We start from the raw sequence: 22905 nt of genomic DNA on the forward strand, positions 1-22905 counted from the left end.
CTTGATCCAAAGCGCTTACGTTACCCGGCAGTTGATCGACCGTGGCGGGTTCGTCGGGTCCGGCGCCGGCCGGCTCAGCGCACCAGCGCGGGCCGCTTGCCGTCGAAGGTCCAGCCGGGGATCAGGTACTGCATGCCCGCGGCGTCGTCCCGGCTGCCGGAGGCGAGGGCGAGGTAGCGCTCGTGGGCCGCCTCGACCTGCTCCAGGTCGAGGTCGACACCGAGTCCGGGCCGCCGCGGCACCTCGATCTGCCCGCCCGCGATGGTGAACGGCTCCTTGGTCAGGCGCTGGCCGTCCTGCCAGATCCAGTGCGTGTCGATGGCGGTGATCTTCCCGGGCGCCGCGGCGGCGACGTGCGTGAACATCGCGAGCGACACGTCGAAGTGGTTGTTGGAGTGCGAGCCCCACGTCAGCCCCCAGGCGTCGCACAGCTGCGCCACCCGCACCGATCCGGCGAGCGTCCAGAAGTGCGGGTCGGCCAGCGGGATGTCGACGGCCTGCGCGGTGACCGCGTGCCCGAGCTGGCGCCAGTCGGTGGCGATCATGTTGGTGGCGGTGGGCAGGCCGGTGGCGCGGCGGAACTCGGCCATCGTCTCGCGCCCGGAGTAGCCGCCTTCGGGACCGCACGGGTCCTCCGCATAGGCGAGTACGTCGCGCAGCTCGTGGCCGAGTGCGATGGCTTCGGCGACGGGCCAGGCGCCGTTCGGGTCGAGGGTGATGCGTGCCTCGGGGAACCGCTCGGCCAGCGCCTTGACCGCCGCGGCCTCCTCGGCGCCGGCCAGGACGCCGCCCTTCAGCTTGAAGTCCTGGAATCCGTACCGGGCTTGGGCGGCCTCGGCGAGGCGTACCACCGCGTCGGGGGTGAGGGCTTCCTGGTCGCGCAGCCGGAGCCAGTCGTCGCCGGCGTCTCCCGCGTCGGGTGCCGAGCGGTAGGGCAGATCGGTGCGGCCTCGGTCACCGACGTAGAAGAGGTAGCCGAGGACGGGCACGGACTCCCGTTGGCGTCCCTCGCCGAGGAGTTCGCACAGCGGGACTTCGAGGTGCTGGCCGAGCAGGTCGAGCAGGGCCGCCTCGACGGCCGTCACCGCGTGCACGGTCACCCGCAGGTCGAAGGTCTGCGCGCCGCGCCCGCCGGTGTCCCGGTCCGCGAACCGCTCCCGAATGTCGCGCAGCACCGCGTGGTGTCGTGCCACGCGCTGCCCCACGATCAGGTCGCGGGCGTCTTCCAAGGTCCGCCGGATCGCCTCGCCGCCGGGGACCTCGCCGACACCGGTGCGGCCCTCGGAGTCGGTGAGGACGACGAGGTTGCGGGTGAAGTGCGGGGCGTGGGCCCCGCTGAGGTTGAGCAGCATGCTGTCGTCACCGGCGACCGGGACGACACGCATCGCGGTGACGACGGGCTGGGTGGCGGTGGCGGTGGCCATGGCCTGGGTCATGCGGGGAACTCCTTTGCGGGGGCGGGCAGTTAGGTGACCTGAGGGCACGTCGGAGCGAGGCGTCAGGTGACGAATTCGTCGGCGGCGGACACAAGTTCCCGCAGGATCCGGTGCTCGTCCTCGGTCAGGTCCGTGAGCGGGCTGCGTACCGGTCCTGCCGGGTGGCCGGTCACGGTCAGGCCGGCCTTGACGATGCTCACGGCGTAGCCCTGCTTGCGGTCGCGCAGCTCGGTGTAGGGCAGCACGAATCCGTTCAACAGCCGCTCCACGGTGGCATGGTCGCGCTCGCGCACGGCCGCGTAGAACTTCAGCGCGAACTCCGGTACGAAGTTGAAGAGGGCCGACGAGTACGTGCTGACGCCCAGTTCCAGGTACGGGACGGCGAACAGCTCGGCGGTCGGCAAGCCCCCGACGTAGGTGAGGCGGTCGCCGAGGGTGGCGTGGATGCGGGTCATCTCGGCGATGTCGCCGACGCCGTCCTTGTAGCCGATCAGGTTCGGGCAGGACTCGGCGAGCCGGGCGAGCGTGGTGGCCGTATAGACGGCGTTGGCTCGGCTGTAGACGATCACGCCGAGCGTGGTGGCGCGGCACACCGCTGCGACGTGTGCGGCCAGACCGTCCTGGCTCGCCTCGGTCAGATAGGGCGGGAAGAGCAGGATGCCGTCGGCGCCCGCCCGCTCCGCTGCTTGCGCGAACTCGACGGCCGCGGCGGTCCCGAGGCCCGCCGGGGCGAGGATCGGTGTGCCCTCGGGGGCCGCGGCGACGGCGGCCCGCACCACGGCGTCGACCTCGGCGGGCCGCAGCGAGAAGAACTCGCCGGTGCCGCCGGCCGCGAACAGACCCGCGACCTCGTACGCGCCGAGCCGAGTGATGTGCGCGCGATAGGCGTCCTCGTCGAAGGAGAGGTCCTCGGGGCGGAAGTGGGTGACGGGGAAGGAGAGCAGCCCGGAGCCGATCCGTGCGCCGAGTTCGGCGGGGGTGGGGCGGGTGCGGGAGGACTGGGAGGACATGGTCGTGCACTTCCTTGCTTGCCGGGGCCCGGGAGTTGATGAGGTCAGATGCCGAGGGCGTCCAGCCCCCACTCCATCGCGAGCACCCCGCCGAGGCCCAGGATCGCGAGCACCGTCGTATACGTCGTACGGACCTTGATGGCCTCGATGACCGACAGGTTGAAGTACTCCTTGAACAGCCAGAAGCCCGGGTCGTTGACGTGGGAGAAGGCGATGGATCCGCAGGACACCGCGAGCACCATCAGCTCGGGGTGGACCCCGCTGCCCGCCAGCAGGGGCAGGGCGATCCCGGCGGCCGTGACCACGGCGACCGTGGCCGAACCGAGGGCGACGCGCATGATCACGGCGATCAGCCAGGCGAGGACGATCGGCGAGATGGTCCAGTCGGCGGTGAGATCCCCGATGTAGTCGGTGATGTCCCCGTCGATGAGCACCTGCTTGAAGGCGCCGCCCGCGCCGACCACCAGCAGGATCATGGCCATTGCCTTGGCGGCCGACGTACAGGAGTCGGCGACCTCCTCCAGTGGGCGGCCCATCCGCGGTCCGAACACCCACATCGCGAGCAGCAGCGTGAGCAGCAGGGCGACGGGCGGTCCGCCGATGAAGGCGATGGGCGAGGCGAGGGAGTTGTCGTCGCCCGCCGCCATGTCGAAGACCGCGGCACCGGCGATGATCACCACGGGGAACAGGGCGATCGACAGGGACCAGCCGAGCCCGGGCATCTCCTCGTCGGCGAACTGCCGCTCGGTCACCAGGCCGCTGGGGATGGCGGGGTTCATCGAGCGGACGAAGGGCAGGCGCGGCCACACCAGCGCGATCAGCGCGCCGAGCGGCACGGCGAAGACGAGCCCGTACAGCAGGGTGTGGCCGACGGACGCGTGGAAGGTGCCGGCCACGGCGGTGGGGCCGGGGTGCGGTGGCAGGAAGCTGTGCATCGTCGACAGGGCGATCGACATCGGCAGGCCGACCCACAGCAGCTTCGAGCCGGTGGAGCGGACGAGCGTGAAGGCGACGGGTACGAGGATGACGAAGGCGACCTCGTAGAACATGGTCACGCCGATGAGCATCGAGGTGACCACCATGGCGGCCTGCACCCCGCGCGGCCCGAAGGCGTCGATCATCTTGTCGGCGATGCGCTGGGCGGCGCCGGCGTCGCCCATGACCCGGCCGAGCATCGCGCCGAGCCCGACGACCAGCATGGTGTCGCCGATCTGTCCGCCGACGCCTTCGCCGAGGACGTCGGGAATCTTCTCGGCGGGTATCCCCTGGACCAGCGCCACGGCTATCGCCACGAACAACAGCGCGGTGAAGCCGTTGAGTTTGAACCTCGTCATCAGCAGGAGCAGGACCAGCACGCTGATCCCGACGACTACGAGCGGCATGGGTGACCCGTTCTTCCTTGAACTGGGCCGGAGGTCCGACACGTCGCGGCGCACTGCCCACCGCGGTCCGCTTCGAGTCCCCCGACCATGAGCCGGTGCGGGGCCGCGCCGCCGCCTGCCCCTCGTCCCGGAGGGGCCGTGGCCGGTCGGCGCGTTGCAGTGGAAACTATGGGGTGATCGTCATGCAGGTCCAAGACTGTTTTCGCATGCTGTGATGCGCGAAAGGCATCAATGCCTCCGGCCCGCCCGCGCCACGCATGACGGGCCTCCGGCCTGCCACTCCACTCGCGACTGCCGTCCGGGCCGCCGGACCATGGCGAGTTGGGCCTCACGGGCCACGTCACCCGGTTTTGAGTTATCAGGCACGAAATACGCATAATGTCCGAAACGTGGGGGGTGTCCTCTTGCTCGGCGTCCCACATGACGCCGCTCACCGAGGACATACGCACCATGACCGTCACCGCACCCCAGCCCACCGCGCCCCGCGCACCCGGCACAGTTGCCGGCCGCGCCCGTGGGAAGCTCGCGACCGTGTGGGCGCCGCCGGTCGTCGCGCTCGTCCTCGGGCTGTGGGGGATCACCGGCCCCTCCGCGTGGACCGACGAGATCGTCACCATCGACGTGGCACGCCGGTCCTGGCCAGAGCTCGGACAGCTTCTCGGACACGTCGACGCGGTGCACGGCCTGCACTACGTGCTGCTGCACCTGGTCGACCAGGTCACAGGGCTGGGCGAGTTCACCGCGCGCGTGCCCTCGGCGCTGGCGGTGGCCGGTGCGGCAGCGGGCCTCGCGTGGCTGGGACGGCTGCTCGGCGGTCCGCGCCTCGGACTCTGCGCCGGGCTGCTGCTCGCCGTACTGCCGACCGCGTCACGGTACGCACAGGAGGCCCGCTCGTTCGCCTTCGTCATGGTGGTGGCCGTGCTCGCCACCGGTGCCCTCGTGAAGTCCCTGTCCGGCGAGGGCCGGGGCCGGTGGCCGCTCGCCTATGCCGCGCTCATAGCCCTGCTGGGCTGGTTCAACCTGCTCGGCCTGCTCCTGGTGCCCGCCCACGTGGTCACCGTGGCGCTGCGGCGGCCCGGCCGCCGCGTGGTGATGCGCCTGCTCCTCGCCCAGGTCGCGGGCCTCACCGCCGTCGTCCCGCTGCTGCTCGTCGCCGCGGCCCAGAGCGCCGCCGTGGGTGAGGCGGCACCGGTCACCGCGGGCACCCCGCTCAACTACTTCACCTGGCTGCTCACTCCCGGCCAGGGCACTCTGCCCACCGCGCTGAAGCTCCTTCTCACGGCCACGGCCGTCGCCGCCCTGACCCTGCTCGTGGTCCGCCGGCACAAGGCTCCGCCCCTGGCCCTCGCCGTCGGCGTGCCCTGGCTGGTAGTTCCCCCACTGCTCCTGGCGGCCGGCTCGCTCGGCCACCCCCTCTTCGCCTACCGGTACCTGCTGTTCTGTCTGCCGGCCCTGGCCCTGCTGCTCGCGACGGCCGCCACCGTCCTCGCCCCGCGTCAGCAGCTGGTGTTCGCCCTCCTGCCGGCAGTGCCTCTGGCCGCGTCCCACCTCGCCATACGCCAGGAGGACAGCCGACCGTGGGACACCCACGCCGTGATCAGGACGCTGCGGATCCACGAAGCCCCCGGCGACGCCATCCTGTTCAGCGGCGCCCGGTGCGGGCTGATCGCCACCGCCTTCAAGGAAGCCTTCACCGGCCATCCCGACCTGGGCACGGACCGGACGGCCGCCGGGCTCGGCGCCCTGGACAACCTGCCCGCCGACCCGGCCCTCCTGCAGCAGCGCCTTGCCCACACCACCCGCGTCTGGCACATCAGCTGCACCCACCTGTCCGCAGCCGCCCGCGAGGCGGCCGACCGCACCGCGGCAGCCCAGGAACAGACCCTCGCCCACGCAGGCTTCACCCCGGTCGACCACTACCGCGCCAACGGCGTGGACATCGAGCTCGACGAGCGGCCCGACGCCTGAGCCCAACCGGTCGAGGCAGAGGCAGCGTCAGGGCGTGATGGGCAGCTGACGCTTGTGCTCCGTGAGCCGGTAGCGGCGGACGATCGACGCGAAGGCCGGCTCGCCCACCGGCTTGCCCTCCAGGAAGTCGTCGATCTCGTCGTACGTCACCCCGAGGGCGTCCTCGTCCGGCTTGCCGGGGTCGAGGGTCTCCAGGTCCGCCGTCGGCGTCTTCCAGACCAGCTCGGCCGGGGCGCCGAGGAGCTCTGCCACGGCGCGCACCCGGCGCTTGGTCAGACCCGTGAGCGGGACCACGTCGGCCGCGCCGTCCCCGAACTTCGTGAAGAAGCCCGAGACCGCCTCGGCCGCGTGGTCGGTGCCCACAACCAGTCCGCCGTGCGCGCCCGCGACCGCGTACTGCGCGATCATCCGCTGCCGAGCCTTGATGTTGCCCTGCACGAAGTCCTCGTGGTGCGCGTCCCGGAAGGTCACGCCACCGGCCAGCGCCGCGGCCAGCGAGGCGTCGCTCGCGGCCTTCACGTCCACGGTCAGCACCTGGTCGGCGTTGATGAAGCCCAGGGCGAGCTGGGCGTCGTGCTCGTCGGCCTGGACTCCGTACGGCAGCCGCATCGCGTAGAAGGTCGCGTCGTGCCCGGCAGCGCGGGCGCGCTCCACCGCGAGCTGGCACAGCCGCCCCGCGGTCGTGGAGTCCACGCCACCGCTGATGCCGAGCACCAGCGAGCGCAGCCCCGTCGAGGTCAGCCGCTCGGTGAGGAAAGCCACCCGACGCTCGATCTCCAGCTGCGGGTCGAAGGTCGCGGACACCTCGAGCTCGCGGGCGATCTCCTGCTGCACGGTGCTGGACACCTGGTCGGTCACGGCTGCTCCTCGGGGTTCGGTCGTGGCGGTGGAGCGGCGGGCCCAGGGCCTCCGCTCAGCCGACTCTATGCTGGTCAGGCGGCTGATGGCCGCTGCGTACGGAAGTCCATGACCTGCTCGATGCGGCGCAGTGTGCGCTCGGCCGTGTCCCTGACATCGGCCGGGACGTCGCCGTGTTCCTCGATCATGGCCGCGTAGATGGGCATGTCGGTGGTGTCTATGGAGTGCATGGTGTGCCTTATCCCCCGTGCTTGGTTCGATCCTGCGGCCCACGCGGTCTCTCTGCGCGGACGCCGGACGAGTGTACGGGACAGATCATTTTGACATCCTCGCGGTCCTGAAGGGCCGGGATTCCTTAGGCAGCGCTTGGCGCTGCTGTCGGGGTCGGGCCGGTTGCCCGGCTGACAGGTTCCTGCTTCACAGACCGGCTGATGCCGAGGTCTCCACAAGCTGCAACGGCGAGTCCCGCCGCCCTGATGTTCTTCGCCGCGTTCAGATCCGCATGATCCCGATGCCCGCATGCGGTGCACACGAAGTCGGCTTGGCTCTTGCGGCTGTTCGCATCCACCTCCTTGCAGCGGTGGCAGGTCTGCGACGTGTACGCAGGATGAATCTTGATGATTCGGCTGCCCGAGTACCGGGCCGCACTGTTGAGAGCAAGTTCGAGGCGGTACCAGCCCTTGTTCAGGATCGCCCGATTCAGTCCGGACTTCTGCCGCACGTTCCTGCCTGGTACTTCGATCGTCCCGGACGCACTTGCAGTCATGTGCCGGGTCTTGAGATCCTCCAGCACCACCAGCGCGTTGTCGGCCGTGAGCCGGTTCGCCAGCTGCGCAGCGAAATCTGCGCGCCGGTCGATGACGCAACGCATGATCCGGTTCATGGCCTTGATGACCTTGGCCCGGTTGCTGCTCCCGCGCTTGGAACGGGAGAGCCGGTGCTGCAGCCTCCGGTACCGCTCCAACTCCCCTGCAGTGGCGAACTCCCGGTCATGGAAAGTCCCCTCAGACGTGACAGCCGCAACCTTCACGCCTCGGTCCACACCGACCGCCGTGCCAGGCATGGCATGTGTGTCGGGGGCCTGCTGTCTGTCGTCGACGAGGAACGAGATATACCAGTGGCCTCCCTTGAAGGACACCGTCGCCGACCGCACCGCACCTCCAGGCGGACGCGACCAGCGAAAGGTCACCCAGCCGAGTTTAGGGAGCTTGGCCCGGCCCCACTTCCGACCCAGCCGCTCCACAGTGATCAACTTGCCCATCGGGAACCGGAACGACGGCACCCAGCGATTCTTGGACCGCCAGCGGACCTTGAACGTCCCATGCGTCCGGCAGGCCGCATCCAGGTCTTTGAGCGTCTGCTGCAGCACATGCGACGGCGCAACCTTCAGCCACTCGTGCTCGGTCTTGGCCTCCGCCAGCTCTGCACACTGCGGTGCGTAGTTCATCCACCCACCACGCTGTCGGTACTGCCGCCGCTGATCAAGCGCGGTATTCCACACCGCTCGGCAGACATGCCCGAACTCCACACACTGCTCCGCCTGCTCGCCAGTGAGGGCGAGGCGGTATCGGCGGCCGGTCAGCATGCACCCAGGCTCCCAGGCCAGCATGATCGTTGGTGAGCCTTGCGTCTTGCTGCTGCGCGCCTCCCATACAGCAAGGACGGGCCAACCCAGCCCCGAAGGACCGGCCCTACACCCAAGAGCATTGTCATCTTGTGCGACCCGGACGCGAGTGACTCGTTGAACCGGGCATGGACCAACAGCCACCGCGCCCTCGTCGCCGACCGCTCGGACGGGGAGCCCCGCATTTGCGGCACGCCGACGAGGACGCCGAACCGCTGGAACAGCCGAAGCTGACGTTGCGCGCCAGGGCGGCCCGCCTGGCCCGGACCATGCAGTGACCCGGCGGACCGGTCGGACCCGGCGGACCGGTCAGCGCAGGTCGAGCCGCATCAGGATCCGGGGATGACCGGCGAGGACCGAGGTGGTGTCGGCGGCGTGGGCGAACCCGGCGCGCTCGAAGTTCTTCCGGATCCCGGCGTACGCCATGGTCAGGTCGACCTTGGCAGCCCCGTTGTCGAGGGGGTACGCCTCGATCGCCGGTGCGCCGTGCGCCCGTGCGAAATCGACCGCGCCGGCGATGAGGGCGTGCGAGATCCCCTGCTTCCGGTGGCCCGGGCGCACGCGGATGCACCACAGCGACCAGACCGGCAGGTCGTCGACGTGCGGGATCTTCCGGTTCCGCGCGAAGGAGGTCTCCGCGCGCGGGGCCACGGCGGCCCAGCCGACCGGCTCGTCGCCGTCGTACGCGAGCACGCCCGGCGGAGGTTCCGCGCGGCACAGGTCGGCGACGTACTCCCCGCGGGCCGGCCCGCGGAGCTCGTTGTTGAGCTTGGACGGGATCCGGTAGCTCAGGCACCAGCAGACGTTGGCGCCGGGCGACTTCGGGCCGACCAGGGTGCGGACGTCCTCGAAGACCGAAGCCGGGCGGATTTCCATGGTCATGGCGCCACGATGCCACGGCGGCCGAGGGTCGGGGCGTAGATCAACTCGGTTCGCCGGTCCGGGCGCGGAGCAGCCGGAAGAACCGCTGTACGTCGCCGACCAGGAGCCCCGGCTGTTCCATGGCCGCGAAGTGCCCGCCGCTGCCGTAGGTCGTCCACTGCACGATGTTGTTCGTCCGGTCGGCGATGTGGCGCAGCGGAATGAAGTTGTCCCGCGGGAAGTCGGCCAGCGCGGTCGGCGTGCCGGACGACTGCGGCGGCTCGCCCCAGTAGTCCGCGTGGGCCCGCTCGTAGTAGACGCGGGCGGAGGAGCCAGCCGTGCCGGTCAGCCAGTACAGCATCACGTTGGTGAGCATCTGGTCCCGGTCGACGGCGTCCTCCGGGCGGTCCCGGGAGTCGGTCCACTCCTTGAACTTCTCGGCGATCCAGGCGAGTTGGCCGACCGGCGAGTCGGTCAGCGCGTAGGCGAGCGTCTGCGGCCGGGTGGCCTGGAGGTCGGCGTAGCCCTGACGGTCCCGGGTCCAGGCCTGCATGCGCTGCCAGGAGGCCAGCGTCCGCTCGCGCTCGTCCGGGCTCAGCGCGGCCAGCTCGTCCGCGCCGGGTTCACGGGTGGGCGCGGAGTTCGGCAGCAGGTTCAGATGTACGCCGATGACCCGGTCAGGCCGGGTGCGGCCGAGCTCCCGGGAGATGGCCGCTCCCCAGTCGCCGCCCTGCACGCCGTAGCGCTCGTAGCCGAGGCGCTCCATCAGTTCGCCGAAGGCGGCGGCCACCCGCTTGAACTCCCAGCCCGTGTCGCCGGTCGGCCCGGAGAAGCCGAATCCGGGGATGCTGGGCAGGACGAGGTGGAAGGCGTCGGCGGGGTCGCCGCCGTGGGCGCGCGGGTCGGTGAGTGGGCCGGTGACCTGCGCGAACTCGACGATCGAGCCCGGCCAGCCGTGGGTCATCAGGAGCGGGGTCGCGTCCGGCTCCGGGGACCTGATGTGGGCGAAGTGGACATTCGCCCCGTCGATCGTGGTGGTGAACTGCGGCCACCGGTTCAGCCCGGCCTCGGCGGCACGCCAGTCGTATGCGTGCCGCCAGTAGTGCGCCAGCTCCCTGAGGTAGTCACGCGGGATGCCGTACGCCCAGCCCACACCGGGCAGTTCGTCCGGCCAGCGGGTGCGGTCGAGGCGCTCGTGGAGGTCGTCCAGGTCGCCTTGGGGGATGTCGATGACGAACGGAGACATCTCCGCGCCGGTATGCGTGATCATGCGACCGCACCCTACGGGTAGCGGCTACGGCTCCAGTCGCCGCGGGCAGTACGCCGGTCCGCTCACCGGATTGCACCGTACGGTCGCGCCGTGCGGCAGCTCCCCCACGTAGTCACTGCCGTAGCGGGCCGCGAGGCCCGGCACCGGGAAGTCCGTGGAGATCATCTGGGCGCCGGAGGACAGGGCGTCCCGCAGCTGGGAGGTGTCGCCGGACGTCGCCTGGATGAGCGGCACGTCGGAGCGCGTACGGACGAAGTAGCCGCGTTTGACCAGGTCCTGGATGTAGGCCTGCCGGGGACCCGTCGGGTCGTTCTCCGCGATGAATGCCGCGTCCGGGCGGCCCGCGCGGGAGTTGGTGAACAGGACCCGGCCCTGCAGCGACTCATGGCCGCCCGCCAGATACGGGGCCTGGAAGGCGGGGTCGCTGTTGTCCATCAGGAACATCACCTGGCCACGGGCGGCGGACACGCGAGGCCAGCCGTGCTTCAGGACGGACTGCTCCAGCGTCTTGCCCTTGTGCCGGATGTCGTCGGGCGTGACCATCTCCTTCTCCCCGAAGACGGTGCGGATCTCGTCGTCGAGGGCCTGCAGCATCGCCGCGTCCCAGGGCGGGGACTTCGCGCCGCCCAACTCTTCCAGCCGGGGGTCGGTCCGCTTGAGCTCCATCAGGATCGGCACCGTGACAGGCCCGCCGTGGGCGTCGGACCACTGCTTGACCTGGCGCAGACAGCCGGCCAGCGTCACACAGGTGGTGTTGTAGTCGAAGTCGCCCCAGTGCATCACCTTGAAGCCGGGCTTCTTCCAGTCCGGGTCGGTGAGCGCGGGCAGGCCGGCGACCTTGCGGATCAGCGGGTTCGCGTACAGGCCGCCCTGCGGGTCCGGGAAGACGTCGAGCTCGATGCCGCGCACCCGCTGCCGCTCCAGCTGCACCGGGAGGGAGGCGTGGCTGTACTGCAGGGTGGCCGCGCCCGGGTCCTGCTGCATCTGGATCTGGACTTCCTTGAAGGACACCTCGCGGTGATAGCTGTTGTGCGTCGCCATCGTCTGCAGCTGGTTGATCCGCAGCCCGGCTGCCGGATCCCGGCCCGCGGCGGACCGCCCGGCGGGCTCGGCCGCGGCCGAGGACGCGAGTGCGAGCGCCGCGACGGCGGTCAGCGCGGTCGCGGCGGCGGCAAGGCGGCGGACTGTTCCGAATGATCTCGCTGAGGTCGTCTCTGAGGTCGTACGCACAAGGTCCTCCCGGCTCGGGCACGGCTACCGGAAGGACCATCGCGCGCGGCGGTGATGTGGTCAACACCGCTCGCCGGACCGGGAGATGAACAGGCCACCCGGGAGACGGGACTATGGGCTCCCGAGCTTGCGCAGCGCCCGTTCGGACGCCGAGCCCGGCTCCGCGGCGAACAGGTCGAGCCCGCAGCAGGAAGGCTGGTCGGGCAGCGAGACGAGCTCCCCGTGCAGGGTCAGTTCGCCCACGACCGGGTGTTGCAGCACATACGTCCTCGACCGGGCCTGCGCCACCGGGTGCTCGGCCCACATCCGCGTGAAGTCGGCGCTCAGCTCCCGCATGTGGTCGATGTGCGCCGTGAGCGCGGCATCGCCGCGGTACCGGCCGAACAGCACGCGCAGATGCGCCACATGCGCGCGTGCCGCCCGCTCCCGGTCGGTGGGGCGCAGCCACAGGCGTGGCCCGGTGAACAGCAGGTGCGAGAGGGTGCGGTGGTCTTCGGGCAGCGCGGCGAGGTCGCCGAACACCGCCCCGGCGAGCTGGTTCCAGCCGATGATCTGGGTGTGCCGGCCGACCAGCAGGGCCGGGGTCAGCGTGAAGGACCGCATCAGGTGGCGCAGGCCCACCGGCACGTCCGCCGAGGCTCCGACGTCCGCGCACGGCAGGGGACGCCGTGCGATCCGTCGCAGGTGGGCCAGTTCGTCCGGGTCCAGGCGCAGGGCCGCGCCGACGGCGTCCAGGACGTCGCCCGAGACGCTGTCGCCCCTGCCCTGTTCCAGCCGTGTGTAGTGGGCGATGCTCACGCCCGCCACACGGGCCAGCTCCTCACGCCGCAGGCCCTCGACGCGGCGCACTTTGCCGTAGTCCCGCAGCCCGACGTCCGCCGGGCGCAGCCGGGCACGGCGTGACTTGAGGAAGTCGCTCAACTCGCTCCGGTCGTCCACTCGCCAACCCTACGTCCGTGCGGGCGTTGGGTGATCACGCCGTGAGTACGCAGCAGGCGGGCCTGGCTGGGGAGTTGGGGCGGTCCCAGGCTGTCCATCGAGCCACCCCCACTCGCGTACACGCATCACGTACACGCATCACATGCACGTACTCACGTACCCGAATCACGTACACGCACTGGCATACACGCACTCTGAACGGAGCGGAACCGTGCCCCGAACCCTCGGACTCATCGGCAGCGGCATGATCGGAACTTCCCTCGCCCGCCTGGCCGTAGCGGCAGGCATCGAGGTCGTCCTCAGCAATACGCGCGGCCCGGACAGTCTCGCCGGATTGGTCGCCGAACTGGGCGGGCGGGCCCGGGCGGCCACGCCGGAAGAGGCCGCACAGGCGGGAGATCTGGTGGTGGCGGCCGTCCCGCTGACTGCGTTCGGACGGCTGCCCGCCGCTGCCCTGGCCGGCAGGACGGTCCTCGACACGGCGAACTACTACCCCGAGCGGGACGGCCGGGTGGCCGAGCTGGAAGCGGGTGACCTGACCTCCAGTGCGCTGCTGCAGCGCCATCTGCCGGGCGCGCACGTGGTCAAGGCGTTCAACACCATCACCCCGCACCAGCTGTTCTCACTCGCCCGGCCTGCGGGCGGGCCGGACCGCAGCGCACTGCCCCTCGCCGGGGACGACCCGGAGGCCAAGACAGCGGCAGCCCGGCTGCTCGACGTGCTCGGATACGACGCGGTGGACATCGGCACGCTCGCCGACAGTTGGCGCAGCGAACCGGATACGCCGGTGTACATCCGGCCCTATCTCGGCGAAGTGCCCGCCCTGAGCGTCGAGGAATTCCTCAGCTGGACCCGGCAGACGCCCGGCATCCCCGTTCCTGCCGCGCAGGTCGGCAAGTTGGTGGACAGCGCGGTGCGTCGTCGGGCGGGCGAGGCCAGGCTCCCGAGCGATGCCTGACCGCGACTCGTACGGGCCGGGTGTCGCTCAGCGCGGCACCAGGCTCGATCCGCGTACGACCAGTTCGGGACGGAGGACGACCCGGCGGTGCTCATGGGCGCCGGGTGCCTCGGCGGAGATCTCTTCGAGGAGGAGTTCCGCGGCGAGGGCGCCCATGGTCGCGGCGGGCTGGCGTACCGAGGTGAGGGGGACGACCGCGGCGGCGGCGAACTCGATGTCGTCGTAGCCGACGATCGCCATGTCCTGGGGGACCTTCACGCCGGCCGCGTACAGGGCCTGCAGTACGCCGAGGGCCAGCAGGTCGTTGGCGCAGAAGACGGCGGTGGGGCGCTCCGCGAGGCCGAGCAGGCGGGCACCCGCGTCGCGGCCCGCGGCCACGTCGAGGCGTTCGGTGGGGAGTTCGCGCAGGGCTTCGGCGGGCAGGCCCGCCTGGCGCAGGGCGGCGAGTGCTCCCTCCCGGCGGTCCCTGACCTGGTTGAGGTGGGGCGGGCCGCTGACGTACGCGAGGGAGCGGTGGCCGGTCTCGACGAGGTGGCGCACGGCGAGGGCGCCGCCCGCCACGTCGTCGACGGAGACCGAGCATTCGGTGGCGCCCTCGGCGACCCGGTCCACGAGGACGAAGGGGATGTGGTGGCGGCGGAAGGCGTCGATGTTGCGGCCGGTGGCGTCGGCGGGAGTGAGGAGTACGCCGCGGACGCGTTGTTCGGCGAAGAGGGAGAGGTAGTCGGCCTCTTCGGCGGGGCTCTGGTCGCTGTTGCAGACCATGACGCCGAGTCCGGCCTCGCGCGCGGCGCGTTCGGCGCCGCGCGCGACGTCCACGAAGAACGGGTTGCCCATGTCGAGCACGAGCAGCGAGATGATGCGGCTGCGCCCGGCCCGCAGCTGGCGGGCGCTCTCGCTGCGCACGTAGCCGAGCCGGTCTATGACGGCCTGCACCCGCAGTCGGGTCTCCTCGGCCACCGTCTCGGGGCGGTTGATGACGTTCGAGACGGTGCCCACGGAGACTCCGGCGTGCCGGGCCACGTCCTTGATGCCGACCATGCCTGCCATGCGTGCCTCGTGCTCCGTCCTGCCGTCCCCCGCCATGGGCACAGCGTATGCGCGTGCGGGGCGGCGCCCCGGCCCCGCTCAGAACTTGTACTTGCTCAGAACTTCCACCGGCTCAGAACTCGAACTGGTCGATGTTCTTCTTGTCGAAGACCGTCGGGTCGCCGAGGTCGATGACCCCGTCGGCGCCGATGGTGAAGCTGCCGAGGTCGCCCGCCTTGAAGCTCTCGCCCTCCTGTCCGGTGATCCGCCCGGAGGACAGCGCGACGGCGGTGTGCGCGGCGAGCGCGCCGAGCTTGGCCGGGTCCCAGAGTTCGAAGGCGTCGACCGTGCCGTTCTTGACGTACTGGCGCATGTCGTTGGGGGTGCCGAGGCCCGTCAGCTTGACCTTGCCCTTGTATTTGGAGCCGGACAGGTACTGGGCGGCGGCCTTGATGCCGACGGTGGTCGGGGAGATGATCCCGGCCAGCTTGGGGTGTTCCTGGAGCAGGCCCTGGGTCTGCTGGAAGGACTGCTGGGCGTCGTCGTTGCCGTACGCCGTCTTGACCAGCTTCATGTCCTTGTACTTGGGGTCCTTGAGTTCGTCCTTCATGAACTCGATCCAGGTGTTCTGGTTGGTGGCGGTCTGCGCGGCGGACAGGATCGCGATGTCGCCCTTGTAGTCGAGCTGCTTGCCCAGGAGCTCGACCTGGCTGCGGCCGATGGCCTCGGCGCTCGCCTGGGAGATGAAGGCGTCGCGGCAGCCGGGCTTGGTGTCGGAGTCGTACGTGACGACCTTGATGCCGTTCTTCATCGCCTGCTTGAGCGCGGTGCACAGGGCGCCGGGGTCCTGGGCGGAGACGGCCATGGCGTCGACCTGCTGTTGGGTGAGCGTATTGACGTAACTGACCTGCCCTGCGGTGTCGGTGGCGCTGTTGGGGCCGACCTCCTTGAAGGAGGAGCCCAGTTCCTTCAGGGCCTGCTCGCCGCCCTTGTCGGCGACGGTGAAGTAGGGGTTGTTGACCTGCTTGGGCAGGTAGGCGACGGTGAGGCCCTTCTTGAGAGCGGCGTTCGGGTCGGCCTTGGCGTGCGACGCCTTGGGGCCGCCGTCGTCGTCCTTGGTCGAGTCCTTGGTGGTGCCGCCGCAGGCCGTCGCGGTCAGGGCGAGCGAGGTGACGGCGGCCAGCGCCACGGCCGCCTGGCGGATTTTGGGAGTGAACATCGCGGGTGGGTCCCTTCAGGAGCCTTCAGGAGGTGCGCGGGAGGGCGGAATCGGAGGCGGTGGCGGTGGCTGTGCCGGTGGTGGTGGCTCTGCGGCCGGCCCGTGCCGTGGCGATCTGGCGTGCGACGCGCGGGCCGAGCACGGAGACGACGAGCAGGACGCCGGTGACGACGATCTGCGACTGTGCGGAGACGTTGAGCAGGCTCATCACGTTCTGCAGCGCGCCGAGCAGGAAGACTCCGGCGATCGCGCCGCCGAGGGTGCCTTTGCCGCCGTCGAAGTCGATGCCGCCGAGCAACACCGCGGCGACGACGGAGAGTTCGAGCCCGGTGGCGTTGTCGTAGCGGGCGCTGGCGTAGTGCAGGGCCCAGAAGATCCCGGTGGCCGACGCCATCAGTCCGGTGGCGGTGAAGAGCCAGAGCTTCTGCCGCTTGACCCGTACGCCGGCGAAGCGGGCCGCCTCCTCGTTGGCGCCGACCGCGAAGAGCGCACGCCCGAACGGCGTGGCGTGCAGGGCGATGACGGCGACGGCGAGCAGCGCCAGGAAGGGCAGCAGGGCGTACGGGATGAACGTGTCGCCGATGCGGCCCGAGGCGAAGTCGAGGTACTGGAAGGGGAAGTCGGTGACCGCGTCCGAGCCGAGGACGATCTGGGCAATGCCCCGGTAGGCGGCCATCGTGCCGATGGTGACGGCGAGGGACGGCAGCCCGAGCCGGGTCACCAGGAGGCCGTTGACAAGACCGCAGACCACACCCAGCAGAAGACAGAGCGGAATGATCGTCTCGATCGCCATGCCCGCGTTCCACAGGGCGCCCATCACCGCGCCCGAGAGTCCGGCGGTGGAGGCGACCGAGAGGTCGATCTCGCCGGACACCACGAGCAGGGTCATGGGCAGGGCGATCAGCGCGATCGGCAGTGTATTGCCGATCAGGAAGGACAGGTTGAGGGCGTTGCCGAACCCGTCCACGAAGGAGAAGGACAGCAGGAGCAGGACGAGCAGGAGGGCGCCGACGACGGTGTCCCAGCGGACGGCGCGCAGCAGTGGCGTGTCAGCCATCGAGACCACTCCTTGAGTCGGCTGTCTTGACCGCGGACCGGTTCGCCGCGGCCCTCTTCTTGAGGGACAGGGCCACGCGGACGGCCACGATCCGGTCGACGGCGATGGCGAGGACAAGCAGCACGCCGTTGATGGCGAGGACCCAGACGGAGCTGACGCCGAGGGCGGGCAGCACGCTGTTGATCGAGGTGAGCAGCAGGGCGCCGAGGGCCGCGCCGTAGACGCTGCCGGAGCCGCCGGTGAAGGCGACGCCGCCGACCACGACGGCGCTGACGACGGTGAGTTCATAGCCGTTGCCGGTGGAGCTGTCGACGTTGCCGAAGCGTGCCAGGTACAGCGCTCCGGCGAGTCCGGCGAGCGCGCCGCACGCCGTGTACGCGGCGAGGATCCGCCTGCGTACGGGGATACCGGCGAGGCGCGCCGCCTCCGGGTTGGAGCCGAGCGCGTACAACTCGCGGCCGCCGCCGAAGTGCCGCAGGTAGTAGGCGGTCGCGAGCAGGACGGCGAGGGCGATCAGCGCGAGGTAGGGGACGGCGGAGATGCCGCCGGAGCCGAAGTCGACGAAGCCGCCGGGCAGGTCGGACGCCGTGATCTGGCGCGAGCCCACCCAGATCGAGTCGATGCCCCGGATGATGTAGAGGGTGCCCAGGGTGACGACGAGGGCGGGCACCTGGCCGAGGCTGACCAGGGCGCCGTTCAGGAGTCCGCAGCCGACGCCGAGTACGACGGCGAGCAGGATCGCGACCGCTGAACTGCCGCCGCCTTGCAGGTGGTTGCCCGCCGCGAAGGCGCTGATGCCGAGCGTGGAGCCGACGGACAGGTCGACGTTGCGGGTGATGACCACCAGCGCCTGGCCGACCGCGACGAGGACCAGGATCGTCGCGTTCAGGAGCAGGTCCTTGATGCCCTGCTCGGAAAGGAACTCGCTGTTCCCGGCCTGGGTGATCGCGATCATCACCAGGAACACCAGCAGGATGGCGAGTTCACGGAGCTTGAAGACGCGGTCCACGAGCCGGGTCGCGCCGGACTTCGCCGGGTCGACCGCGGGGACGGCGGCGTGCTCGGTGACGGTCATGCCGCCCTCCCGGTGGCCGCCGCCATGACGGACTCCTCGGTGGCGTCCGCGCGCGCCAGTTCGGCGGTGAGGCGTCCCTCGTGCATGACGAGGACGCGGTCGGCCATGCCGAGGATCTCCGGCAGGTCGGAGGAGATCATCAGGACGGCGACGCCGTCGGCGGCGAGTTCGGAGAGCAGCCGGTGCACCTCGGCCTTGGTGCCGACGTCGATGCCGCGGGTGGGCTCGTCGACGATCAGCACCCGGGGCCCGGTGGCGAGCCATTTGGCGAGCACGACCTTCTGCTGGTTGCCGCCCGACAGGGTGCCCACGGCGTCCGCGAGGCGCGCGTACTTGACCCGCAGTCGTACGGCCCAGTCGAGGGAGCGGCTGCGTTCGGCGCCGCGGTCCATGAGTCCGGCCCGTACGGTCGTACGCAGCCCGGTGAGCCCGATGTTGCGTTCGATGGACATGCCCATCACCAGGCCCTGGGCGCGCCGGTCCTCGGGGACGAGTGCGATGCCCGCGGCCATGGCGGTGCTGGGTGCGCCGTTCGTCAGCGGCCGGCCCTGGACCTCCACGGTTCCGGCGTCCCACCGGTCGACGCCGAACACGGCCCGCGCGACCTCGCTGCGGCCGGCCCCGACCAGGCCCGCGAGACCCACGATCTCGCCGCGGCGCACCTCGAAGGACACATCGGTGAAGACGCCCTCGCGGGTCAACCGCCGCACGCTGAGCGCGACTTCACCGACCTGGGTGTCCTGTTTGGGGTAGAGCTCGTCGAGGTCCCGGCCCACCATGCGGCGCACCAGAGCGTCCTCGGTCAGACCGTCGACCGGCTCGCTCGCGATCAACTCGCCGTCCCGCAGGGTCGTGACGTACTGGCAGAGCGCGAAGATCTCTTCCAGACGGTGCGAGATGAACAGGATCGCCGCGCCCTGCTCGCGCAGCGTGCGTACGACGCCGAAGAGGCGGGCGACTTCACTGCCGGTGAGGGCGGCGGTCGGCTCGTCCATGATCAGGACGCGGGCGTCGAAGGAGAGCGCCTTGGCGATCTCGACGAGTTGCTGGTCGGCGATGGAAAGGCCGCGCGCGGGCCGCTCGGGGTCGAGGTCGACGCCGAGGCGGGTGAACAGGGCCTGTGCGGCGGCGTTCACGGCCTTGTGGTCGACGCGCCGGAAGGAGCGGCGGGGCTGGCGGCCCATGAAGATGTTCTCCGCGACGGACAGGTCGGGAAAGAGCGTCGGCTCCTGGTAGATGACGGCCACGCCGGCGTCGCGGGCGTCGGCCGGGCCGTGGAAGACGACGGGCATCCCGTCGAGCAACAGGCCGCCGGCATCCGGGCGGTGGACCCCGGCGAGGGCCTTGATGAGCGTGGACTTCCCGGCGCCGTTCTCACCGGCGAGGGCATGCGCCTGGCCGGCGTACAGCTCGAGGGAGACGTCCCGGAGCGCACGCACGGCTCCGAAGGACTTGCTCAGGCCCTGCACGGCCAGGACGGGGGGCTCTCTCATGGGCAGCACCGATCGGTGTGGGCGGAACACTGGCGACGAGGTGGGGGGAGGTGCGCAGCAGCGTATGAAAGGTTTCAATCAATTTTCAGGGAAGCTAAACCTCGCCCAACTGCCGCGTCAATGGGCGGGACTTGGATTTCTGCTCGTGCCCGGAAGGTCACGCGGAAGACCTTGACAGGCTCCGGGCAGCTCCCTAGCTTCGCCTCTCGTGAAACGATTCATCCTCGAGTCGTTACGGAGCCGATTGTGATCAGCAGAAGACGACTGCTAGGCACCACCGCCACGGCCGCCCTCGCGACAGCAGCGACGGCCGTGGGCACCGGAGCCGCGACGGGAGCGCAGGCAGCGCCTGTCTCCGCCCGCGCCGGTAGACAGGCCCTACGCGTCACCGCGCCGACCGTGGAGTACGTGAGGCACCCCCTCGGCCTCGACGTGCCCCGGCCCAGGCTCAGTTGGCCGCTGGCCTCGGACGAGAAGGACCAGGCGCAGAGCGCCTACCAGGTGCGGGTGGCCACCGCACCGGACCGGCTGGAGAAGCCGGACGTGTGGGACAGCGGCAAGGTCGCCTCCCCGGACTCGGTGCTTGTCCCTTATGCGGGGCCGGAGTTGAAGGCGCGTACCCGCTACCACTGGCAGGTGCGGGTCTGGGACACCGCCGGGTCGCCCTCCGGCTGGAGCGAGCCGTCATGGTGGGAGACCGGCCTGACCGCTGCCTCGGACTGGTCGGCGCGCTGGATCGCGGCGCCCAAGGCACTGGCCGGGGCGCCCTCGCTGGAGGGTGCTTCCTGGATCTGGTTCCCCGCGGGCGATCCCGCCAACAACGCGCCCGCCGCGACCCGTTGGTTCCGTGGCCGGATCGGCGTCCCCGCGGGCGTGACCCGGGCGCGGCTCGTGATGGCGGCCGATGACGGGTTCACCGCGTACGCCAACGGTACGCGGCTCGCGCACACCGAGCCGGACGGAGCGGCCAACAACTGGCAGCGCCCCGTGGTGGTCGAGGCCCGACTGGAACCGGGCGCCACCGTGATCGCCGTCTCCGCGACCAACGCCACGGCGGGCCCGGCCGGGCTGCTCGGCCTGCTTGAGCTGACGACCGCGGACGGCGTGCGCACCTTCGTCACCGATGCCTCCTGGAAGTCCACCGACAAGGAGCCCACCGGCGACTGGCAGTCCGCCGGCTATGACGACGGCGCGTGGCCGGCGGCCAAGGTGGCCGCCGAGTGGGGCGATGCCCCCTGGGGCAAGGTCGTGGCGGGCTCCTCACCCGCCGCCCAACTGCGCCACGAATTCCGCCTCCCGGCCGGGAAGAGCGTCGCCCGGGCCCGCCTGTACGCCACGGCGCTCGGCCTCTACGACGCCCACCTCAACGGCGGGCGCGTCGGCGAGGACCGGCTGGCGCCCGGCTGGACCGACTACGACAAGCGCGTCCAGTACCAGACGTACGACGTCACCACGCAGCTGAAGTCCGGCGCCAACGCGCTGGCCGTCACCCTCGCCGCGGGCTGGTACGCGGGGAACATCGCCTGGTTCGGCCCGCACCAGTACGGCGAACGGCCCGCGTTCCTGGGCCAGTTGGAGGTGACGTACACCGACGGCACGAGCGAGCGGGTGCTGTCCGGTACCGGTTGGCGCGCGGCGAACGGGCCGATCACGAGCGCCGATCTGATGTCGGGCGAGGAGTACGACGCCCGGCTCGAGACGCCGGGCTGGACGCGGGCCGGCTTCGACGACTCCCGGTGGGCGGCCGTCGACGCCGTGGACGGCGTGAAGGCCGCGCTGGTCGCGGAGGTCGACGGCCCGGTGCGCCTGGAGCGCGATCTCGCCGCCAAGAAGATGACCGAGCCCAAGCCGGGCGTCTTCGTCTACGACCTGGGCCAGAACATGGTGGGCGCGGTGCGCCTTCGGGTCGCGGGCAAGGCGGGCACCACGGTGCGGCTGCGGCACGCGGAGGTGCTGAATCCCGACGGCACCGTGTACACGGCGAATCTGCGGTCGGCCCGCGCGACGGACGCGTACGTCCTCAAGGGAAGCGGCACGGAGACCTTCGAGCCGCGCTTCACCTTCCACGGGTTCCGCTACGTCGAGGTCACGGGCCATCCGGGGAAGCCGCCGCTGGACGCGGTCACCGGCCGGGTGATCCACACGTCGGCGCCCTTCACGATGGACTTCCGCACGAACGTCCCGATGCTCAACCAGCTGCACAGCAACATCACTTGGGGCCAGCGCGGCAACTTCCTGTCCATCCCCACGGACACCCCCGCCCGCGACGAGCGGCTCGGCTGGACCGGTGACATCAATGTGTTCGCGCCGACGGCCGCCTACACGATGGAGTCCGCACGCTTCCTCACCAAGTGGCTGGACGACCTGCGCGACGGCCAGGCGGCGGACGGCGCGTTCCCGAACGTGGCCCCGCTCATGGACACCGGCGGCGGCGTGGCGGGCTGGGGCGACGCCGGGGTGACCGTGCCGTGGGCGCTCTACCAGGCCTACGGGGACGTACGGGTGCTTGAGCAGGCCTGGGCGTCGATGGTGAAGTGGCTCGACTACCTGAAGGCGCACAGCTCGGGGTTCCTGCGGCCGGACGAGGGCTTCGGGGACTGGCTGAACGTCCAGGACGAGACGCCCAAGGACGTCATCGGCACCGCCTACTTCGCGCACAGCGCCTCGCTCGTCGCCCAGGCCGCCGAGGCCCTGGGCAAGGACCCGGCGCCGCACAAGAAACTCTTCACCGATGTCCGCGATGCCTTCCGGACCGCGTACGTCACCAGTGGCGGGCGGGTGAAGGGCGACACGCAGACCGCGTACGTCCTGGCCCTGTCCATGGACCTGCTCACCGAGGCCGACCGCACCCCGGCCGCCGACCGGCTCGTGGACCTCATCGAGGCCAAGGACTGGCACCTCTCGACGGGCTTCCTCGGCACCCCGCGCCTGCTGCCCGTGCTCACCGCGACCGGGCACACGGACGTCGCCCACCGGCTGCTGACGCAGCGCACCTTCCCGAGTTGGGGCTATCCGATCGACCGGGGTTCCACGACCATGTGGGAGCGCTGGGACTCCATCAAGCCCGACGGCAGCTTCCAGGACGCCGGGATGAACTCCTTCAACCACTACGCGTACGGCTCGGTGGGCGAGTGGATGTACGCCCACCTAGCCGGGATCGCCCCGGCGGCGCCCGGCTTCCGGAAGATCCTCGTACGGCCGCGGCCGGGCGGCGGGGTGAACGAGGCACACGCCCGCTTCGACTCGGTGTACGGCCGCATCAGCACCGACTGGACCTCCGGGTCCGACGGCTTCCGTCTCACCCTCACCGTGCCGGCCAACACCACCGCCGAGGTGTGGGTACCCGAGGGCCGCGGTACGGCCCAAGTGGCGGACCGAAGCGCGAAGTTGCTGCGCCGCGCGGACGGCTGCGCCGTGTTCGCCGCCGGCTCGGGGACGCACCGCTTCTCCGCCTGACCCACCGGGCGGGTGCCGGACGCCACTGCGTCCGGCACCC

General features: G+C 70.8%; 18 protein-coding genes. 3 read left to right on the forward strand and 15 right to left on the reverse strand.

Annotation, left to right across the window (positions count from 1 at the left end; genetic code table 11):
* Positions 1 to 74: 74 nt before the first annotated feature.
* From OG430_RS05025 to OG430_RS05035, 3 genes are all read right to left on the reverse strand, one after another.
* Positions 75 to 1436: an enolase C-terminal domain-like protein gene (locus OG430_RS05025; protein WP_327351185.1), complete on the reverse strand. Its 1362-nt coding sequence runs from the start codon at positions 1434 to 1436 to the stop codon at positions 75 to 77.
* A gap of 62 nt (positions 1437 to 1498) precedes the next feature.
* Positions 1499 to 2446: a 5-dehydro-4-deoxyglucarate dehydratase gene (kdgD, locus tag OG430_RS05030; RefSeq protein WP_327351186.1), complete on the reverse strand. Its 948-nt coding sequence runs from the start codon at positions 2444 to 2446 to the stop codon at positions 1499 to 1501.
* A gap of 44 nt (positions 2447 to 2490) precedes the next feature.
* Entirely contained in the window at positions 2491 to 3828 is a 1338-nt protein-coding gene (locus OG430_RS05035; protein ID WP_327351187.1) for a gluconate:H+ symporter, read from the reverse strand.
* Between the two features lie 420 nt (positions 3829 to 4248).
* Between OG430_RS05035 and OG430_RS05040 the strand changes: the two genes are divergently transcribed.
* The gene (locus OG430_RS05040; protein ID WP_327351188.1) at positions 4249 to 5796 is read left to right on the forward strand and encodes a glycosyltransferase family 39 protein; all 1548 of its coding nucleotides are present in this window, start codon (positions 4249 to 4251) and stop codon (positions 5794 to 5796) included.
* Between the two features lie 27 nt (positions 5797 to 5823).
* Here OG430_RS05040 and nadE read toward each other — a convergent pair whose 3' ends face one another.
* From nadE to OG430_RS05075, 7 genes are all read right to left on the reverse strand, one after another.
* The gene (gene nadE, locus OG430_RS05045; RefSeq protein WP_327351189.1) at positions 5824 to 6654 is read right to left on the reverse strand and encodes an ammonia-dependent NAD(+) synthetase; all 831 of its coding nucleotides are present in this window, start codon (positions 6652 to 6654) and stop codon (positions 5824 to 5826) included.
* A gap of 74 nt (positions 6655 to 6728) precedes the next feature.
* Positions 6729 to 6884 carry a hypothetical protein gene (locus OG430_RS05050; RefSeq protein WP_327351190.1) on the reverse strand — a complete coding sequence of 52 codons (156 nt, stop codon included), beginning with the start codon at positions 6882 to 6884 and terminating at the stop codon, positions 6729 to 6731.
* A 125-nt stretch (positions 6885 to 7009) separates the two neighbouring features.
* A complete protein-coding gene (locus tag OG430_RS05055; RefSeq protein ID WP_327351191.1) occupies positions 7010 to 8239 on the reverse strand; it encodes an RNA-guided endonuclease InsQ/TnpB family protein in 1230 nt (409 codons plus the stop codon).
* Positions 8240 to 8587: 348 nt separating this feature from the next.
* Positions 8588 to 9160 (reverse strand): GNAT family N-acetyltransferase, encoded by a 573-nt coding sequence (locus tag OG430_RS05060; RefSeq protein WP_327351192.1) that lies wholly within the window; start codon positions 9158 to 9160, stop codon positions 8588 to 8590.
* A 40-nt stretch (positions 9161 to 9200) separates the two neighbouring features.
* Positions 9201 to 10409, reverse strand: a complete 1209-nt coding sequence (locus OG430_RS05065; RefSeq protein ID WP_327351193.1) for an epoxide hydrolase family protein — start codon at positions 10407 to 10409, stop codon at positions 9201 to 9203.
* 24 nt (positions 10410 to 10433) lie between these two features.
* Positions 10434 to 11639, reverse strand: a complete 1206-nt coding sequence (locus OG430_RS05070; RefSeq protein WP_327351194.1) for a phosphatidylinositol-specific phospholipase C1-like protein — start codon at positions 11637 to 11639, stop codon at positions 10434 to 10436.
* A 111-nt stretch (positions 11640 to 11750) separates the two neighbouring features.
* Positions 11751 to 12578, reverse strand: coding sequence for a helix-turn-helix domain-containing protein (locus OG430_RS05075; RefSeq protein ID WP_327351195.1), 828 nt, complete (start codon positions 12576 to 12578; stop codon positions 11751 to 11753).
* A 211-nt stretch (positions 12579 to 12789) separates the two neighbouring features.
* Here OG430_RS05075 and OG430_RS05080 point away from each other — a divergent pair, with 211 nt between their 5' ends.
* A complete protein-coding gene (locus tag OG430_RS05080; RefSeq protein ID WP_327351196.1) occupies positions 12790 to 13536 on the forward strand; it encodes an NADPH-dependent F420 reductase in 747 nt (248 codons plus the stop codon).
* Positions 13537 to 13563: 27 nt separating this feature from the next.
* Here OG430_RS05080 and OG430_RS05085 read toward each other — a convergent pair whose 3' ends face one another.
* The 5 genes from OG430_RS05085 to OG430_RS05105 all read right to left on the reverse strand — a co-directional run bounded on the left by OG430_RS05085 (position 13564) and on the right by OG430_RS05105 (position 19409).
* Entirely contained in the window at positions 13564 to 14586 is a 1023-nt protein-coding gene (locus OG430_RS05085) for a LacI family DNA-binding transcriptional regulator (protein WP_327358956.1), read from the reverse strand.
* A 112-nt stretch (positions 14587 to 14698) separates the two neighbouring features.
* On the reverse strand, positions 14699 to 15784 hold the full coding sequence (rhaS, locus tag OG430_RS05090) for a rhamnose ABC transporter substrate-binding protein (RefSeq protein WP_327351197.1): 1086 nt from the start codon (positions 15782 to 15784) through the stop codon (positions 14699 to 14701).
* A 25-nt stretch (positions 15785 to 15809) separates the two neighbouring features.
* A complete protein-coding gene (locus OG430_RS05095; protein ID WP_327351198.1) occupies positions 15810 to 16841 on the reverse strand; it encodes an ABC transporter permease in 1032 nt (343 codons plus the stop codon).
* Entirely contained in the window at positions 16834 to 17916 is a 1083-nt protein-coding gene (locus OG430_RS05100; RefSeq protein ID WP_327351199.1) for an ABC transporter permease, read from the reverse strand. Before OG430_RS05100 ends, OG430_RS05095 begins: the two co-directional genes overlap by 8 nt.
* The gene (locus tag OG430_RS05105; protein ID WP_327351200.1) at positions 17913 to 19409 is read right to left on the reverse strand and encodes a sugar ABC transporter ATP-binding protein; all 1497 of its coding nucleotides are present in this window, start codon (positions 19407 to 19409) and stop codon (positions 17913 to 17915) included. Before OG430_RS05105 ends, OG430_RS05100 begins: the two co-directional genes overlap by 4 nt.
* A gap of 246 nt (positions 19410 to 19655) precedes the next feature.
* Between OG430_RS05105 and OG430_RS05110 the strand changes: the two genes are divergently transcribed.
* The gene (locus OG430_RS05110) at positions 19656 to 22865 is read left to right on the forward strand and encodes an alpha-L-rhamnosidase (protein ID WP_327351201.1); all 3210 of its coding nucleotides are present in this window, start codon (positions 19656 to 19658) and stop codon (positions 22863 to 22865) included.
* The last annotated feature ends 40 nt before the right edge of the window (positions 22866 to 22905 follow it).

Source organism: Streptomyces sp. NBC_01304 (assembly GCF_035975855.1).
Classification (GTDB): Bacteria; Actinomycetota; Actinomycetes; order Streptomycetales; family Streptomycetaceae; genus Streptomyces.

Bases quoted from the DNA above. Each gene is read 5' to 3' on its own strand.
- OG430_RS05025 (WP_327351185.1), bottom strand. From the start codon at position 1,436: ATGACCCAGGCCATGGCCACCGCCACCGCCACCCAGCCCGTCGTCACC.
- OG430_RS05050 (WP_327351190.1), bottom strand. From the start codon at position 6,884: ATGCACTCCATAGACACCACCGACATGCCCATCTACGCGGCCATGATC.
- rhaS (WP_327351197.1), bottom strand. From the start codon at position 15,784: ATGTTCACTCCCAAAATCCGCCAGGCGGCCGTGGCGCTGGCCGCCGTC.
- OG430_RS05065 (WP_327351193.1), bottom strand. From the start codon at position 10,409: ATGATCACGCATACCGGCGCGGAGATGTCTCCGTTCGTCATCGACATC.
- OG430_RS05095 (WP_327351198.1), bottom strand. From the start codon at position 16,841: ATGGCTGACACGCCACTGCTGCGCGCCGTCCGCTGGGACACCGTCGTC.
- OG430_RS05085 (WP_327358956.1), bottom strand. From the start codon at position 14,586: ATGGCAGGCATGGTCGGCATCAAGGACGTGGCCCGGCACGCCGGAGTC.
- OG430_RS05105 (WP_327351200.1), bottom strand. From the start codon at position 19,409: ATGAGAGAGCCCCCCGTCCTGGCCGTGCAGGGCCTGAGCAAGTCCTTC.
- OG430_RS05100 (WP_327351199.1), bottom strand. From the start codon at position 17,916: ATGACCGTCACCGAGCACGCCGCCGTCCCCGCGGTCGACCCGGCGAAG.
- OG430_RS05060 (WP_327351192.1), bottom strand. From the start codon at position 9,160: ATGACCATGGAAATCCGCCCGGCTTCGGTCTTCGAGGACGTCCGCACC.
- kdgD (WP_327351186.1), bottom strand. From the start codon at position 2,446: ATGTCCTCCCAGTCCTCCCGCACCCGCCCCACCCCCGCCGAACTCGGC.
- OG430_RS05040 (WP_327351188.1), top strand. From the start codon at position 4,249: ATGACGCCGCTCACCGAGGACATACGCACCATGACCGTCACCGCACCC.
- OG430_RS05035 (WP_327351187.1), bottom strand. From the start codon at position 3,828: ATGCCGCTCGTAGTCGTCGGGATCAGCGTGCTGGTCCTGCTCCTGCTG.
- OG430_RS05055 (WP_327351191.1), bottom strand. From the start codon at position 8,239: ATGCTGACCGGCCGCCGATACCGCCTCGCCCTCACTGGCGAGCAGGCG.